The organism is Paenibacillus sp. FSL W8-0186 (genome assembly GCF_037969765.1).
In the GTDB taxonomy this organism is placed as follows: domain Bacteria; phylum Bacillota; class Bacilli; order Paenibacillales; family Paenibacillaceae; genus Fontibacillus; species Fontibacillus woosongensis.
Window position 1 is genome coordinate 580,028 of the sequence record NZ_CP150207.1, and the last position, 17,171, is coordinate 597,198.

12 protein-coding genes are annotated in these 17,171 nt (G+C 48.0%); all 12 read left to right on the forward strand.

The window, feature by feature from the left end; genetic code table 11:
* Positions 1-846 precede the first annotated feature (846 nt).
* The 12 genes from MKX50_RS02355 to MKX50_RS02410 all read left to right on the forward strand — a co-directional run bounded on the left by MKX50_RS02355 (position 847) and on the right by MKX50_RS02410 (position 16,657).
* Complete coding sequence (locus tag MKX50_RS02355; protein ID WP_213590890.1) at positions 847-1,161, forward strand: thioredoxin family protein; 315 nt, start codon at positions 847-849, stop codon at positions 1,159-1,161.
* Positions 1,162-1,659: 498 nt separating this feature from the next.
* Positions 1,660-2,841 carry a hypothetical protein gene (locus tag MKX50_RS02360; RefSeq protein WP_213590891.1) on the forward strand — a complete coding sequence of 394 codons (1,182 nt, stop codon included), beginning with the start codon at positions 1,660-1,662 and terminating at the stop codon, positions 2,839-2,841.
* Positions 2,842-3,014: 173 nt separating this feature from the next.
* Complete coding sequence (locus tag MKX50_RS02365; protein ID WP_339158302.1) at positions 3,015-5,114, forward strand: BglG family transcription antiterminator; 2,100 nt, start codon at positions 3,015-3,017, stop codon at positions 5,112-5,114.
* Entirely contained in the window at positions 5,111-5,404 is a 294-nt protein-coding gene (locus MKX50_RS02370; RefSeq protein WP_019637329.1) for a PTS sugar transporter subunit IIB, read from the forward strand. Before MKX50_RS02365 ends, MKX50_RS02370 begins: the two co-directional genes overlap by 4 nt.
* Before the next feature lie 73 nt (positions 5,405-5,477).
* Positions 5,478-6,743, forward strand: a complete 1,266-nt coding sequence (locus MKX50_RS02375) for a PTS ascorbate transporter subunit IIC (protein ID WP_339158303.1) — start codon at positions 5,478-5,480, stop codon at positions 6,741-6,743.
* A gap of 169 nt (positions 6,744-6,912) precedes the next feature.
* The gene (locus MKX50_RS02380) at positions 6,913-7,989 is read left to right on the forward strand and encodes an ABC transporter substrate-binding protein (RefSeq protein ID WP_339158304.1); all 1,077 of its coding nucleotides are present in this window, start codon (positions 6,913-6,915) and stop codon (positions 7,987-7,989) included.
* A gap of 35 nt (positions 7,990-8,024) precedes the next feature.
* Positions 8,025-9,680, forward strand: a complete 1,656-nt coding sequence (locus tag MKX50_RS02385) for an iron ABC transporter permease (RefSeq protein WP_339158305.1) — start codon at positions 8,025-8,027, stop codon at positions 9,678-9,680.
* Positions 9,681-9,786: 106 nt separating this feature from the next.
* Positions 9,787-10,848: an ABC transporter ATP-binding protein gene (locus MKX50_RS02390; protein ID WP_339158306.1), complete on the forward strand. Its 1,062-nt coding sequence runs from the start codon at positions 9,787-9,789 to the stop codon at positions 10,846-10,848.
* Between the two features lie 54 nt (positions 10,849-10,902).
* Complete coding sequence (locus MKX50_RS02395) at positions 10,903-11,931, forward strand: ABC transporter substrate-binding protein (RefSeq protein WP_339158307.1); 1,029 nt, start codon at positions 10,903-10,905, stop codon at positions 11,929-11,931.
* A gap of 291 nt (positions 11,932-12,222) precedes the next feature.
* The gene (locus MKX50_RS02400; protein ID WP_339158308.1) at positions 12,223-13,287 is read left to right on the forward strand and encodes a DUF4062 domain-containing protein; all 1,065 of its coding nucleotides are present in this window, start codon (positions 12,223-12,225) and stop codon (positions 13,285-13,287) included.
* Between the two features lie 274 nt (positions 13,288-13,561).
* Positions 13,562-14,260 carry a hypothetical protein gene (locus MKX50_RS02405; RefSeq protein WP_339158309.1) on the forward strand — a complete coding sequence of 233 codons (699 nt, stop codon included), beginning with the start codon at positions 13,562-13,564 and terminating at the stop codon, positions 14,258-14,260.
* A 249-nt stretch (positions 14,261-14,509) separates the two neighbouring features.
* A complete protein-coding gene (locus tag MKX50_RS02410) occupies positions 14,510-16,657 on the forward strand; it encodes a hypothetical protein (RefSeq protein ID WP_339158310.1) in 2,148 nt (715 codons plus the stop codon).
* Positions 16,658-17,171: the final 514 nt, after the last annotated feature.

Consider the following 17,171-nt stretch of genomic DNA (forward strand, 5'->3'; position numbering starts at 1 on the left):
AGAGCGGAGGGTTGATTCGGGCGGCAATTGGACGGCAATTGCTTGTGTTGTCTGGTATATGAGCTGTGATGTGATTTGGTAGTTAATGAAGCCCCTGGTTTATATTGTTCCTAGGTAGCTTAGGAGAAGGTAAGGTGGGTAAGGGGACGTTCGTTAGGTAACTAGATGTATTTCATGCAGTTAGTTCAACGTTTTTGGCCGTGTTAGAGGGGACTAACTGCAAAACCTACATTTAGTTTTAAGCTATTTCGACGAATGAGCTCTATTCTGGCAAACTAACTGCATGTATTACATTTAGCGCATGGTTTTTTGGTAAAATAGCTTAACTAGATGTATAAAATACATTCCGTTTTAAATGGTCTATGAATTGTTACTAAGGGTTACTTGGTTATTTGGGCTATTGGATGGGTTGCTGTGCTGGTGGCGGTTGTTATGTTCTATATGCTGAGTTTCGTTTAGAGGATTGCTGCAAAAATACAGGAAATTTCTCTAGGTATGGGCGCTTTAAAGCACATTGCTGCAAAAGTACAGGGATAATTCAACAACTCGCTGAGAATGGACGTATTTTCGAAAAAATAATGCACAATTGCAGCAATCCGTGCTCTAGGAGAGATGGTTGCGCTAAATGATGTACTTTTGCAGCATTCTAGCGGCAGAGAAGGATAGGGAAGGACTGAGAAGGGCTGAAAGTTTGGGCGGCGATCCCCCGCGGTATAGCCATTGAACGAACAAGGCATGAAATATGCTATAGTAATTAAGTTGTTCGTTAGAACGGGCAGCTTTGGAACAGCGATAACTGTACCTTATGAATAAAATGAGTTGGCAAAGATGGGAGTGGGCGTCAGCATGACGATCCGAGAAGCTGTAGAACAAGAATTCGTGGACGCTTCGATTGCCAGAATCGGCAAGGAAGCTTTATATCTATATACGCCTTTGTGCGGAACGTGCAAGCTGGGCGAGACGATGCTGGACATCGTTCTGCAATCGGGCGGCAGCATGATGCCGGTATCGAAGCTGAATATCAACTTTGCTCCCCGGCTGCGGAATGACTGGCAAATTACGAGCGTGCCGTGTCTGGTTCTGCTGGAGCATGGCAAGCCGGTGGCAAAGGAGTACGCCCTGCGTTCGGTCGTGGATCTGCATCAGTGGCTGCAAATTTAGCGTTGGCTATGAGGCTGAGGGAAGGCTAGGTCCGCAAAATCCGCAAATCCACATCAGCAAATCTGTAAACTGCAAATTTGTAAATCTGTAAATCCGTAAAGCCCGCAAGCGCCCCAAAGTCCACGTTGGCCCCCAAGGCCACCAAAGTCCGCTAGGCCCTCAAGGCCTCAAGCTCCCCAAAGTGCCAAGGCCCTCGATATCCTCAGTATCCCCAGACCCCCAAGCTCCCAAGCTCCCAAGCTCCGCAAGACCCGAAGACCCGAAGACCCGAAGACCCGAAGACCCGAAGACCCGAAGACCCGAAGACCCGAAGACCCCCCAAATTCCAAGGCATTCCCCATCTAACCCTCAGCAACAGCCGCTCGTCTCATGGACTATTTTGACCAATACATGGATGAACTTCCCTATTCGGGCATAGGCTAAACACACGGCGGAACTCCTCCGCATAGGGTGTAGCATCACTTTAATCTCGAAGGTTAGGGAAGGGAGTATAACGAAATGGCAGGAAGAGAACGTCACTATTTTGCGCGGGGCAATACGGCGGAAGGCTTGGTCAGTCTGGTGGATTCTATCTATAGTCCATTGGATGCGGTATATGTGCTGGAGGGCGATTCGCAGGAGATCGGCACGATTCTGGCCCGGCTGGCGAATGGATGGGGCCGCAGAGGCTGGAATCTGCATTTGATCCACCAGCCGCTGCAAAGCGATTTGCTGGAAGGGATCATTATCGAGGATGCCCGGATCGGACTGATCGCTGACCAAGCGTGGCCGCAGGAGGGAGGTCCAGCAGGCATAGAGGTGCGCCGCTTTGATTTCAGCAGCGATCCTGGCGGGGAACGATTGGCGGACCATCAGGAGCATATTGCTGCGCTGGAGCACAATATCGCGGAAGGCTATACGAAGGCTTACGAGACCTTTCAGCGAACGCTGCGAATCCACGACGATTGGGAGAAAATCTACATTGATGCCCTGGACCGTGATTTCATGAATCAGCTAGCTGTCGATTGGGCGGATCAGTACCTCGTTGCGGCAGAAGCAGCAGGTTCTGGGCAGGCTTCAGGGGAAGCAGGAGACGCGGGAGATGCAGTGGATGCAAGGGGTGCGGGAGATACAGGGGATGCAGATGGCGGTCAAAAGACCGGCGCAGTGACCCGGCGCTTTCTGGGTGCAGCGACCTGGCGAGGAGCGGTTGATTTTGTTCTCAATTTGACGGAGGATGTGCCGACGCGAATCTTCGTGAAGGGACGTCCGGGATCAGGGAAATCGACCTTGTTCAAAAAGATCGCAGCTACCGCAGCGGAGCGCGGGATCGATACCGAGGTGTACCACTGCGGCTTCGATCCGAACAGCCTCGATATGCTTGTATTCCGCTCGCTGGGCGTAGCGATCTTCGACAGCACGGCGCCGCATGAGCATTTCCCGCTGCGCGACGGGGACAGCATTCTTGATATTTACGAGCTGGCTATCGCTCCGCACACGGATGAGAAGCATGCCGATGAAATCGCCGAGGTGAGATCCCGCTATACTACTTCGATGCAAATCGCCATTTCTTATTTGGCCGAGGTGAAGCAGAATCAGGACCGCTTAAGCGCGATTTACCGCAGCGCTGCGGACGAGGAGGCTATTTCCCGGCAAGAGCGGCTGCTGGCGGAGGAAATTGAAGCGCGGGTGGCGAAATAAGCATACGAGAGCCGAACGGCTGGGATACATGTTGGGGATACATGTGAAGATAGACGGGCGCCTGCAGGGGTGTGCGTCTTTTTTTCCATGAATGCTCTATATCTAGCTTTTTAAATGTGTAATAATCTAGTTATGATAACGCATACAAAACTATGAACGATTCGGGTGACATTATGATATCTAGCAGACAACAGCGAATGGTCAAGCAGTTGATGGAGAGCGACCAATATATCCCTTTGCAGCAGTTGGCTGATGAATACGGGATATCCCTGCGGACGGTGCGCGGCGATTTGCTGCAGCTGGAGGACTGGCTCCGCGCGCGGGGCATGCGCCTGGATCGCGACCGCTCGGCCGGCGTCCGTCTGCGGCTGGAGACCGGACAGTCGGAGCAGCTTGCGGTGCAGATGGGCCAGCGGCCGGATTATATGGACGCCGAGCAGCGGGTCAGCCTGCTGCAGAAGCAGCTGCTCCAGGAGACGCAGCTATCCGTGAAGGCGGTCATGGAGGAGCTCGGCATCAGCAAAAATACGCTGCTGCAGGATTTGACCGAAATCAAGCAGCGGCTCCTGGGCTGGGAGTTGACTCTTGTGCGGGATCGCGGCCAGCTGCATATCGAGGGATCGGAGAAGCGCAGGCGCAGGGCGTATTTGAGCCTGCTTCGCTCCGAGATTACGGACGACAAGCTGCTGCGGTATATCCTTGATCAGCGGGGCGATTCGTATTCGCCGATGACACCGTGGAAGGACTGGTTCGAGACGGAGGATGCGGCGATGCTGTTCGACACAATCCAGCGTCTTGAGGAGAAGATGGGTGTGCAGTTCACGGATGCGGGCTACTCCACGCTGATTTTGCATCTGCTGATGGCGATGGAGCGGCTGAAGGGCACACATGCGATCGAGATGGATCAGGAGTCGCTGTCCGAGCTGCAGGGCCATGAGGTGTATGAGCTCGTCGCAGCTGAGGTGGTGCCGCAGATTGAGCAGCATTTTGGCGTGAAGCTGCCCGCATCGGAGATCGGCTATATCACGCAGCATATTCTCGGCGCACAGAAGCAAAGCCTGCCAGCCGAGGAGCTGATTATCGCCGATCTCGCCAAGCAGATCATCCTGCGCACCGAGCAGGAGCTCGGCCGCCCGCTCCAAATGATCGACCAGATCGTGCAGGGCCTGGTTATTCATTTGAAGCCGGCCATTTACCGGGCGAAGTTCGGGCTGCAGTCCAAGAATCCGCTGATGGAGCAGCTGGAGGCGCAGTACGGATCACTGCTCAATTTGCTGGAGCGGATCGTCAACGAAGTGATGGAGCCGTGGTCGGTCGTATTCGACCGGGATGAGGTCGGCTACATCATGTTTCATATCGGCAGCGGGCTGATTCCGCCGAAGGCCCCGGTGCGCAAGCGCGTAGCGATCGTCTGCGGCTCGGGGCTCGGCACTTCGGCGATGCTGAAGCGGCGGGTGGCGGCGATTTTTCCGCAGGTCGATATTGTGGGTACTTACTCGTATAAGGAATCGGCGGAGATTACGTTGCAGACGGCGGATGCGGTTCTCAGCACGATGGAGATCAGCCATACCCTGCAGGTGCCGTGGATCAAAGTGTCGCCGCTGCTCGATCAGCAGGATCAGAAGCAGATCACAAGCTTCCTTGGCGTGACGCCTTCGGGCGAGTCGGCTGCGGCTGCGGCGGCGGTGCAGGCGGTGAATGATATTTTTCAGGTGGTGGAGCGGAATGCGCATATCCACGACCGGAACCGCCTGCTGGAGGAACTGCTGCATCTGTTCCAGGGCGGGAGCCGCCCGGGGGGTGAGCAGCAGGAGAATGATCACAGCTTAACCGCGCTGCTGCCGCCGGAGTCGATCATGCTCGGAGCTGGGGCGATGCCGTGGGAGGCTGCGGTGCGCGAGGGGAACCGGCTGCTGATGGATCGCGGCATTTCGGACGCCAGGTATGCGGATAAGCTGATCGAAATCATTCAATCCAACAAGCATCCGTTCATTATCGGCGCGGGCGTGGCTTTTCCCCATGTGTATATACCGGAGTGCGTGAAGCGCACGGGCTTCAGCGTGATGACCTTTCGCGAGGGGCTGGCGTTCGGGCCGTCCGGGCAGCCGGTCTGGCTGATGATTACGCTGGCGGCGGTGGATAAGGAGCGGCATGTCGCCGCGCTGGGAACGCTGCTGGACGCGCTGAACGATGAAGCGTTCATGGCGGAATTGCGGCAGGCGCAGGATGCACGGGCGATATGGCAAAGACTGCGGGAGAAGGAGGGCTTATGAAAAAAATCATTGTAGCTTGCAACAGCGGGCTCGGCACCAGCCTGATGATCCGGCTGAATGTGGAGGCGCTCCTGAAGGAATGGGGGCTGAAGGCCTGGGTCGAGCATACGGACGTTTCGTCGGTCGACACCTTCGATGCCGATCTGATCATCGGCTCCAATTATGTGATGGAATCGCTGCAGCTCGCCAAGGACGTCGAGGTGATCGGGCTGGACGATATTACGGACCGCCAGTATTTGAAATCGAGGCTGCTGGACAGCGAGACGTTTAAGCAGTGGCTGGCCGTGTAGGCATTTATATTTTTATAGAGATAGTTATGGTTATAGACAAAGACAAATATTATGACAAAAGCGGGGGTTGCCCATGAACGCAACGCAAATGATCAGCAAGGGGCTGCTCGGGGAACCTGCCCTGCTGCTCGGGTTAATCGCGTTTGTCGGATTGCTGCTGCAGAAGCAGCCGTTCCAAAGGTTGATCCACGGCACGATCAAGACGATGCTCGGATACACGCTACTGCAAATCGGGGCGAACGCCGCCGGGTCTTCCCTTTCCAATTTATCGGCGGTCATCCAGAAGGGCTTCCAAATTATCGGCATCATTCCTCATAATGAGACGATTACCGCGCTGGCGCAAATCAATTACGGCGAGGAAATTGCGCTCATCATGCTGGTCGGCATGATCGTCCACCTGATGATTGCCCGTTTTACGCGGATTAAATATATTTTTCTGACCGGGCACCATATGCTGTTTATGGCTTCGCTGCTGGCGGGGGTGCTGGTGTCGATGTCGATGCCGCTATGGCAGGTAATGGTCGCCGGGGGGATCGTGCTGGCCTTCAGCATGTCGTTTGCTCCGCTGATTACGCAGCCGTATGTTCGGCGGGTTACGGGGAACGACGATTTTGCGATGGGGCATTTCAACAGTGTCGGCTATGTGCTGAGCGGGTTCGTCGCTTCCTGGTTCAAAAAAGGGCCGGAGCCGCCGGAGTCGAAGGGGCTGCAGAAGCTGCGCTCTTTTTTCCAGGATCATATGGTCGTCATTACGGTGTTTACGTTCGTGCTGTTCCTCTTCTCGGGATTATTCATCTCGCCTGGCGGGATTGAGGAAATGTTCTCGGGACGGCATATTCTGGTCGTGTCCTTGATCCAGGCGACCTGGTTCGCGGGGGGCTGCTACGTGATTCTGGCGGGGGTTCGCATGCTGCTGTCGGAAATCGTGCCCGCCTTCAAAGGGATTGCCGACCGGATCGTGCCGGGCGCGATTCCTGCGCTGGATTGTCCGGTGCTGTTCAAGTTCTCGCCGTTTGCGGCGATGATCGGATTCCTGCTCAGCTTCACCGGAGGGCTGGCGGCGATGGTCGTGCTGCTGCAGGTGCAGTATACCGTTATTATTCCCGGGGTGATCCCGCATTTCTTCTCAGGCGGGGCCGCTGGCGTTATCGCTTATAAAATCGGCGGGCGCAAGGGGCTGATCGTATCGTCGTTAATCCACGGGTTTGCGATTACTCTCCTGCCGACTGTACTGATTCCATTGCTGTCGAATCTTGGCTATTTGCGCGCGACTTTTGCCGACAGTGATTTTTCGGTGATCGGGGTGCTCGTGCATGAGTTGTTCAGCTGGTTTAAGTGACTGCAGATTAAGGCCGGTTATCAGGAAGCCTGATTCCATTTCCAAGCGGAGTGGAGTCGGGCTTTTTTGGTGTCTATTTTTTTGCCGGAAGAAGTGGCAGAGACTTGGACTCACAGTGTTGTAAGCGCATCCAATATAATTAAGGCATAAAGAACAAAGGGGGATATACATGATGGGTATGAAAAAATGGATGAGCTCGATCACCGCGCTGACGATGGCTGCTATGCTCTTCACGGGCTGCGGATCTGCAGGCGGCAACAATGCCGCACCTGCGAATAACGGAGGCGGGGACGCCGCTCCAGCGAAGCCGCAAGGCAAGCTGACGGTATATGTCGGATTCCAGGAAGACCACGCGGTAGCCGCGATCAAGAAGTTCACGGAAGATACAGGCATCGAGGCCAGCATGATCCGGATGTCCGGAGGCGAAATTCTCGCGAAGGTTCGGGCGGAGCAAGGCAACCCGCAAGCTGACGTGTGGTACGGCGGGCCAGCGGACACGTTCGTGCAAGCGACAGCGGAAGGGCTGCTGCAGCCGTATACATCGCCGATCGCCGAGAAGGTCGACGCGAAGTATAAGGATCCGGACGGCAACTGGACGGGCATCTATGTAGGGGCGCTTGGTTTTGCTTCCAATAAGGAGTTTTTGGCGAAAAAAGGCCTGGAAGCTCCAAAGACATGGGAAGACCTGCTTAACCCGGCGTTTAAAGGCGAAATCGTCATGGCGGACCCAGCTTCCTCCGGTACGGCTTATACGGCGATGTATACCGTGCTGAAGGTGATGGGCAGCGAAGAGAAGGGCTTCGAGTATCTCAGCAAGCTGCATCCGCAAATCCAGCAGTATACGACCAGCGGCTCCGCTCCAGGACGGATGGTTGGTATGGGTGAGGCTGGCGTAGGAGTTCTGTTCGCACATGACGTGATCAAGTATCAGGAGGAAGGCTTCGACAGTCTGGAGCTGACGATTCCTGAGGACGGAACAGGCTACGAGACAGGTGCGATCGGCATTATCAAAAATACGAAAAACGAAGAGCTTGCACAGAAGTTCGTGGACTGGGCATTGTCTCCGGCAGGCCAAGAGGTCGGCAAAACTGTAGGCAGCTACCAGAACCTGACGAATCCAGATGCGGTAGGCCCAGAGAAGGCTGTGAAGCTGTCCGATATCAACACGATCGACTACGACGTCGTGGAAGCGGGTAAAGAGCGTCAACGCCTGATCGACAAATGGAGTGTCGAGGTTAAGAAATAACTATCAGTTTGATATTCAGAGAGGAGAGAGCTTGAATGAGCGCCATGTTCAAGAGATTCAAGCGCGAGCCGCTCCTGCCGATTCTCATCGTGTTGGTCATGCTCTGCTTACTCGTATTTATCGTCTATCCCTTATTCCAAATTGCAAAATCCAGCTTCGTCGGGTCCACCGGCGAAGTTGGCTTAGAGGGGTATCAGAGAGTGCTGTCCGGGGGCGGGTTGTTCCACGCCCTGGTCAACTCCCTGGTGCTGGCCGTCCTGACGGCGACGTTGTCCACTGCGATTGCGTATGTTTTTGCCTATACGTTTGCTTATGTAAAGGTACCGTTCAAAAAGCTGTTTAACGGCATTGCCATTCTGCCGGTCATTTCACCGCCGTTTGTCATTGCCCTATCCGCCATGCTGCTTCTCGGGAAGCAGGGGCTGATCACCAAGAATTTGCTCGGACTTGAAAATGCGAATATTTACGGGCTGCATGGCCTGGTGCTTGTTCAGACGCTATCTTTTTTCCCGATTGCCTTCCTGACGCTGTCCGGGCTGCTGCGTTCCATTAGCCCTTCTCTGGAAGAGGCCAGTCAGAACATGGGGGCCAGCCGGCTGAAGACGTTCCTTAGCGTCACGCTGCCGCTGTCCGTGCCGGGCATCGCCAACGCGTTCCTGCTCGTGTTCGTTCAATCGCTGGCTGACTTCGGGAACCCGATGACGATCGGGGGGAACTACTCCACCGTTGCCAGAGAGATCTACTTGCAGGCTGTCGGAAGCTATAACTTGCAGGCCGGTGCCGCCTTGGCGATGGTATTGCTGACGGTCACGATTATCGTCTATATTCTGCAAAACTTCTGGGTTGGCAAGAAAAGCTATGTTACTGTAACGGGCAAGCCTACCGGACAGCGGAGAATGATTGAGTCCGGGGCTGTTAAACATGGACTATTCACATTTTGTATGATCATGTCGATTGCTGTTATCGCATTCTATGCTCTCGTACCGATCGGTTCGTTCATCAAGCTGTGGGGCATTAACAACAGCCTGACGCTGGATCACTACAAATATGTATTCTCTATAGGACAGAAGGCGATCAAGGATACGCTGACGCTCGCCATTGTCGCGACGCCGATCGCGGGATTGCTGGGCATGATCATCGCTTTCCTGATTGTCCGCAAACGTTTCTTTGGTAAAAAAGCTTTGGAAATCATCAGCATGCTGTCGATCGCAGTGCCGGGTACGGTCATCGGGATCGGGTATATTCTCGCTTTCAACAAAGCGCCATTAGCGCTGACCGGCACAGGGATCATCATCGTTGCTGCGTTCGTTGTGCGCTCCATGCCGGTGGGCATTCGCTCCGGGGTGGCGGCTCTGCAGCAGATCGATCCGAGCATCGAGGAGGCAGCGACGAATCTGGGGGCGAGCGGCTCCAAAGTGTTCACGAGCGTTGTGCTGCCGCTGATCAAATCCGCTTTCTTCAGCGGTCTCGTCAACAGCTTCGTCAAGAGCATGACCGCGATGAGCGCCGTTATTTTCCTCATCTCGGCCAAGTACAACCTCATTACCGCGTCGATTCTGGCGCAGGTGGAGGCCGGCCGGATCGGCGTCGCCAGCGCCTATTGTACGATCCTGATCCTGATCATGATCGTGGCGCTCATCTTGTTAAACTTGCTTGTGAAATGGATGGGCGGAAAAGAGCGGTCTGCTTGATGAGTGGAGGGTTAGGGGTAGGGTTGATCACTCGGCCCCTTACTCCTTGCTTCGCGGCTATGCTCGCCATTGCCGGTTGGGTTCATCCTTAAGGAGGTATGTTAATATGGCTAAATCAGTCACACTTAAAAATATATCCAAAGCCTTCACGAACGATAAAGGCGAGAAATCCTACGCGGTCACCGGGGTCAACCTGGAGATCGGGCAGGGAGAGTTCGTAACTCTCCTCGGCCCGTCCGGCTGCGGCAAAACGACCACGCTGCGCATGATCGCCGGATTCGAGGACATCACCGAGGGGCATATTTACTTCGGAGACGAAGCAGTGGATCAGATTCCGCCGAATAAAAGGGACTGCACCATGGTGTTCCAATCCTATGCTTTGTTCCCGCATCTGAACGTATTCGACAACATTGCATACGGTCTTAAGATCAAGAAAATGGCCAAGTCAGAAATTAGCTCGAAAGTTGAATCCGTCTTGGATATAATGAATCTACAGGATTATCGGGATCGGATGCCAAATCAGCTGTCGGGCGGTCAGCAGCAGCGGGTAGCGCTGGCCCGGGCGCTCGTCATGGAGCCCGGCGTGCTGCTGTTCGATGAGCCGCTGTCCAACCTCGACGCGAAGCTGCGCCTCGTGATGCGGGATGAAATCCGCCGCATTCAGCAGCAGATCGGCATCACCGCCGTGTACGTAACGCATGACCAGAGCGAAGCGATGAGCATGAGCGATAAGGTCATCGTCATGAATAAAGGAATGATCGAGCAGGTCGGCACGCCTATGGAGATTTACCAGCGTCCGAAGACGAAGTTCGTCGCCGATTTCATCGGAACCGCCAACTTTATGGAAGGCACGGTCAAAGGCACGGAAGACGGCAGACTGCTCGTGGAGACATCTTCGGGTGTGCTGCGGATTCGCCGCGATGGATACAAAACGGGTGACAAGGTGACTGTGGTGATTCGTCCCGAAGCCGTATCTTTGGCTAAAGGCACCCAGCACCAGGGCGTCGTGAAGAAAAGCGTGTTCATGGGGCAAACGCAGGAATACGAAGTGCTGCTCGATGGCCAGTTGTTCCAGATTACCGAGCACAACCCGATCCAGGAGAAAGTCTACTCGGTCGGTACCTCCGTATCGCTGCAGTTTGCGGAGGACGCCCTTCATGTAATTTAACTTCAGCCTGCATCCAGAATCGTTGACATCATGCCACAGAAAGAAGGGGATTGCATGAAAAAAATAGCCATAGGCGGTTTGCTGCTCTCCCTGCTGATGTCACTATTTCTGTCCGCCTGCGGCAAGGAGAATTCGGGAACGCTGACCGTGTATGCCGGACTGTACGAAGACCATGCCATTAAAGCGATCGAGACCTTTCAGAAGCAAACCGGGATCAAGGTGAATTACGTCAGGATGTCGAACGGAGAGATTTTGTCGAGAATTCGGGCAGAGCGAAATTCACCTAAGGCCAGCATCTGGTTTGGCGGGCCGGCAGATACGTTTATCCAGGCCAAGACCGAAGGTCTGCTGGAGCCGTATGTTTCTAAAAATGTCGAAGCCATCCCTCAGGAATATCGCGATCCGGAAGGGTATTGGACGGGCATTTACGTGGGCTCGATCGCCTTTGTCTCTAACAAGACATGGCTGCAGGAGGTCGGGCTGCAGGCTCCACAGTCGTGGCAGGATCTGCTGAAGCCGGAATACCGGGGCATGATCTCCATGGCTGATCCCCGATCCTCGGGGACGGCTTACACCACGTTGGCTACGCTGGTGCAGCTGTTTGGCGAAGACCAGGCTTTTGACTACTTGCGCCAGCTGCATCAGCAGAATGTCATCTACACCACCTCCGGCAGCGTTCCTGGACGTACCGTAGGCATGGGAGAAGTCGGTACGGCCGTCATGTTCTCCCATGATGCGCTGAAGTTCTACAAAGAGGGCTTTCAAAACCTCATCATCGGCTTCCCGACCGAAGGCACGGGCTACGAGATCGGCGCCGTCGGCATCATCAAGGGCGGCCCGCATCAAGAGGAAGCCCGCCAATTCGTCGACTGGGCGCTGACCAAGCAAGCCCAGGAGCTCGGCAAGCAGGTCGGCAACTACCAGCAGCTCACCAACCGCGACGCTATCGCGCCCGAGGAAGCGATCCCGCTGGAGAAGCTAAACGTCATCCCCTACGACCTCGACTGGGCCGGCCAAAACCGCGAGCGTCTGATCAACAAATGGACGACCGAGGTGCTGGGAGTGGGTAAGGGGAAGGATTGAGGGAGTTTCTGGGAATGGGAATATGGTGAGGGAATGAGAGGCTGAAGAGAGGGCCTAACTACAATGTTGTAGTTAGGCTCTATTTGTTGTTTCCTTGATTTTACAAATGGGCTATAATCTTGGGTAATGATGGAGGGTTTTGGGGGAGGGGGATAGATAGCGAGATGAGGATGATTGATGATTATAATAGGGATTCGAATCCCGCTGAAATTGAAAGGTATGCGAAGTTCTCGAAAAAGGAGTTAGGCGAAACTCTCGTAAACCATAAAAACAGTTTAAGGAGCAAGTAGTATGGCAAACCCCAGAGTTTTTGTAAGCTCAACCTGTTATGATTTAGGGGAAGTGCGAGATAGTCTTTACTCATTTATTAAATCGTATAATTTTGACCCGGTATTAAGTGAAAGAGGGGATGTCTTTTACCATCCGGAATTACATACACATGATAGCTGTATAAAAGAAATCGAGAATTGTCAAATTTTTGTGTTAATTATTGGTGGTCGCTTCGGGGGGAATTACATTGCGGATACCTCCCGTTCAATTGTAAATGCTGAATATATTTCCGCAAGAGAATGCGATAAGCCAGTTTTTTGTTTCATCAAAAGAGAAGTTTACGAAGATCATCGGGTCTATGTAAAGAACAAAGGAAATAAAAATATTGCAGAAAAAATAGTATACCCATCTATAGAGAACCAGAAGCATGCAATGAAAATATTTGAATTTATTGACGAAGTTAGACATGTATCGATAAATAATGGAATATTTCCATTTGAATTTGCCAGAGATATTCAAGAAAGTTTGAGAAAACAATGGTCGGGCATGTTTTATGATTTTCTGACAAGTAGAAAATATCAGAGAGAATTAGAAACTACTACGAAATTACTTGATCAACTAACACTTGCAAGTCAAAAAACAGAAGAAATGATCAAAAACATTTATATGCAATATGATAAAGAATTGATGCCAATTCAAGTGATTAATTACCAAGTTGAAGCTAAGCAATTTTTTGAACGAATATTACGTGAATTTAATATAACTAAAATTAAGACAATAGATATTGAATCCTTGGCGGAGGTTCCAAATACAATTTCCTGGTTCGAATTTTTAGAGTCTACTGGAACCTTTATCTACGAGCCAGGTCTTGTCGGAGAAGATTCCAATGGAAATGAAATTTGTGAAGACGTGTTATTTATTAATGGTGGTGTTGGAATAGGAATAGGAGGCCCATCATTTTCAAACAAAAGGAAAGAGAAGATTAAAAAAATTGAGGGGCTATTTGATGCATATTTGAAGTTGAATAAAGAACAGAGATTAACGCTTTTAAGAGAATTTGCATCAGAGGATATTGAGGTCTTTTAATACCATTTTAAATCATTTAAAACAAGAGCTTCGCCTAACACCATATACACGCTTCGGCATGAGCCACGGTACGAATCGACGTAGAAGACTGGGGAGAATCAGCAGGACACATTCATCCCCTTAAGATAAAAACTCCTGATGGGGAAGGAAGTCGAGATTATAAGAAAGTAAGGTGAAACATCAAGAATCATATTAAAAGAAGGGGATATAATTGAATCATAAATATTATAAGTATTTAAATCAACAACATCATGATATAACCATATGGCGCTATATGGACTTTAGTAAATTTTTGTCGATTATAGAATCAGGTTCATTATTTTTAACAAAAGTAAATAAAATGAGTGATCTTCTTGAAGGAAAGTATCCTATGAAGACAAGGCAATCGTGGGAAAGAGCACATATGCATCTTCCCCAGTTTTTAAGAGATATTATAATCGAGAATCAAACTGAGAATTATAAAAGTCTCAGTGAAACCACATATATAAGTTGTTGGAGAGCAGATGATAAAACATCTTATCATATGTGGGATGCATACACGAAAGGAATTGATGGTATTGCAATTAAATCAACAACTAAGCGTTTGCATGGAGGTCTATTTAAATTTAGAGCTGAAATAGGGTTGCCGGTTCATATAGCCAAGGTATTTTACGTTGATTTTAATAAGGATGCTAGTGCAAATGATTTGTTAATCTATCAATTTATTAATAAGTCTAAGGATTATCGGCACGAAAAGGAATTTAGAGCAATATTAATGGAAGGGCTTATTCCAACAACTAATTTTAATAGAGAAGCTTTAAGAATTAATCATGAAAATGGTATTGGATACCCTGTTGATATTAATTTGTTGATTGATGAAGTTCACATCACTCCATTTGCGTCAAAGGATTATAAAAGAAATGTTGAAGAATTATTATTGAAATATAATATTAACAAACCAGTTTTTCAAGATGAAGTAATTGATATTTATTGAAGGCATTACAATGAGTGACTCCATGCAACACTATATTCACGCATCGAGCCTAATGTCGGCCGGCAGGAGGCGGTTGGCAGGGAGGACTCAATGAATTCGATTCAAACCTAACATTGTATTTACACTGTGGACCGGCCCTGCTAAAGTATTTGAGATGTTTTAAGGAAGTATGAAAAGGAAAAGTGCTGAGGTATAAAACAAAGGAATAATAGACACACCGTATTTTTTGATACCGAGAGGGGTATAAAGATGAATGATACAGTTCAAAAATTTTCAGAATTTGATAAAGATAGCTTTTTAGATGCGGTAGAATCATTAAAGAAATATAGAAGAGCAGACTTGATTGATGATAGGGGGAGAAATTTATTAGATGTCCTCTATACAGACTTACTTCCTAACGATCATATTCTTAAAAAATCCCTAAGAGACAATACTACTTTTTTAATAGGGAGAAAAGGTACGGGGAAATCAACAATTTTTTTGAAAATGGAAAGAGAATTAAGAAAAAAAAGAAGTTTCCTACCGTGTTACATAGATGTAAAAACCGTTTTTGAATCTTCTCAAACACAATTAATTAATTTGGATTATTTAAAGGATCAACTTAATCCAGAAGCATTGTCAAAATACTTGATTGAGAGAACATTTATACAAAATATACTTTTAGAAATCACTAATGAAATAAGTAAAAGGTCCACTTCTTTCTTTGAGAAGATCGCAACTAAATTGTCAATAAGTAAATCAGAGGGAGTAAAGCAAAATTTATTAAATTTAAAGCAAAGAATAGAGGATAATGAATTTTTAAAAGAGATTGAGATTCCAATATTTCAACAAAGAGATGTTATACAAAGGAAAAGAGATCAGGATACAACACAAAAAACATTAAAGATTGGTTCCTTAGAGTTTAGTAAGAGTAAAACAATTGGAACAGCAGAAACAAGAATAAAATCAGATTCTGGAATTGAACTATCAAGAAATAGTGTTAATTCATTAGATGTTGAAAATGGATTCTCTGATATATTGTTAAAGGTATTTCAAGTAAAAGAGGTCATAACTGAAATTAAAGATATACTTAAAGTAATCGAAATTAAACATTTATTCGTGTTATTAGATGACTTATCAGAAATTGATGATGATTCTATTAAAACATTTGTTGATACTATTATTGCACCACTTAACAATTGGTCAGAAGAATTTATTAAATTTAAAGTTGCAGTTTATCCAAATCGGATTCATTATGGAAAAATTGATCCAGGAAAAATTGATACAATAAACCTTGATTTCTATAATTTATATTCTGAATTTGATAGAAATAAGATGGAAGAGAGTGCTATAGACTTCACCAGGAGATTGATTGAAAAGAGAATTAAACATTATACTGGAAAAAATCCAGATTACTACTTCGATACATCTAAAGCCGAGATTACCGAGTATTATGAGTTGCTTTTTCAAGTATCAATGAATGTACCTCGAATCATAGGATATATTTTATCATATTGCCACCAAAACAGATTAATATTTGATAAAACAATTACCAAGAATGATATTGAAGTAGCGGCGCAAAAATATTATTTAGATAAAATCAAGCCATTTTTCTTTACAACAACATATTCTTTGATGTCAATTGATGAGAAAATATCTATTCTTCAATTAAAAGAACTAGTAGAAATACTTGTACAGAAGCTAAGTGATGTTAAAAAAAGGATACAAATAAAGGAACTTAAAGGATCAATTTACTTACAGAATTACCCGTATTCAAGTCATTTTTATTTTGACCCAAGAATGGAAAAGTTCTTGAGTACATTAGAATTAAATTATTTTATTAGTAAATATTCTGAGCAGAGTGACAAAGATGGTAAACAATCTTCTGTATATTGTATTAATTATGGATTAGCAATGGATAGTAACTTACTGTGGGGGAAGCCAAGAGGCTCAGCCTATAGAAAGTATTTTATTGAAAGACCCTTTAATTTTAATAGATATATAGAAGAATTTTTAAAAAATTCAAAGAAAATTCATTGTGTTAATCCCGAGTGTAATAAATCATTTAACATGTCAGACTTACCTTTTATAGAATTTAATAATAATAAATGCAATGTGTGTAGCTCCCCTGTTATTGTTGAATCAATTTCTGACAGTATCTTGGAGGAAATTAAGGATATTGATTCAACCAAACTTCTTCCTCCTCAAGAGATGAAAATTTTGTTTGAATTATCAAAATCTGATGAATTTAGATTAGCAAGAGATATTGCAGAAGAGTTAGATTATCATTCTAATTTAGTTGCAAGAAGAGGTAAAATACTCGATGAAAAAGAAAAATTAATTGAACGTAAAAAAGACACTAAACCTTATAAGTATAGGATAACTAAGAAAGCAAGAGATATATATTTTAAAGAATAGATATTATTTTCTTATTGGCCCTTTAAAGAGGGCTTTATTATTTGAATAGTGATTTTGAACTTTTATGTTCTTTATTTATTCTATGTAATTGTAAGTGGCCAATAAAAACAAACACAGGACGATCTATGATAAGAGAATCTAAGTCCTCGCTCCCGAGGAAGCGAATCCCACTGGAGAAGCTGATGTTATCCCCTGTAACCTCGACTGGGCTGGTCATAACCACGAGCGTTAACAAGTGGAATTAGATTGTGGGTAAGGGAAAAGACTGAGTGAGGATATGGTGAGGAAATGAAAAGACCTCTATTACAAGTGGGCTATAATCATGGGGGATAATCGGTGTGGGAGAGAGGTATAGCGAGGGAAATTTGAATGTATTTATATAAATGAGACAATTTCACCTAACGTTATATTCACGCATCGGAGCTTAACGGCTCCTCGGTCCGAGAGAAAGTGACTGGCAGGTGAAGCAGGCAGGTTCAGAGGATATTCGCGCCGACATTGTGCCCTACTGTTG

Bases quoted from the DNA above. Each gene is read 5' to 3' on its own strand.
- MKX50_RS02405 (WP_339158309.1), top strand. From the start codon at position 13,562: ATGGACTTTAGTAAATTTTTGTCGATTATAGAATCAGGTTCATTATTT.
- MKX50_RS02390 (WP_339158306.1), top strand. From the start codon at position 9,787: ATGGCTAAATCAGTCACACTTAAAAATATATCCAAAGCCTTCACGAAC.
- MKX50_RS02375 (WP_339158303.1), top strand. From the start codon at position 5,478: ATGAACGCAACGCAAATGATCAGCAAGGGGCTGCTCGGGGAACCTGCC.
- MKX50_RS02395 (WP_339158307.1), top strand. From the start codon at position 10,903: ATGAAAAAAATAGCCATAGGCGGTTTGCTGCTCTCCCTGCTGATGTCA.
- MKX50_RS02400 (WP_339158308.1), top strand. From the start codon at position 12,223: ATGGCAAACCCCAGAGTTTTTGTAAGCTCAACCTGTTATGATTTAGGG.
- MKX50_RS02410 (WP_339158310.1), top strand. From the start codon at position 14,510: ATGAATGATACAGTTCAAAAATTTTCAGAATTTGATAAAGATAGCTTT.
- MKX50_RS02355 (WP_213590890.1), top strand. From the start codon at position 847: ATGACGATCCGAGAAGCTGTAGAACAAGAATTCGTGGACGCTTCGATT.
- MKX50_RS02385 (WP_339158305.1), top strand. From the start codon at position 8,025: ATGAGCGCCATGTTCAAGAGATTCAAGCGCGAGCCGCTCCTGCCGATT.
- MKX50_RS02360 (WP_213590891.1), top strand. From the start codon at position 1,660: ATGGCAGGAAGAGAACGTCACTATTTTGCGCGGGGCAATACGGCGGAA.
- MKX50_RS02370 (WP_019637329.1), top strand. From the start codon at position 5,111: ATGAAAAAAATCATTGTAGCTTGCAACAGCGGGCTCGGCACCAGCCTG.
- MKX50_RS02380 (WP_339158304.1), top strand. From the start codon at position 6,913: ATGATGGGTATGAAAAAATGGATGAGCTCGATCACCGCGCTGACGATG.
- MKX50_RS02365 (WP_339158302.1), top strand. From the start codon at position 3,015: ATGATATCTAGCAGACAACAGCGAATGGTCAAGCAGTTGATGGAGAGC.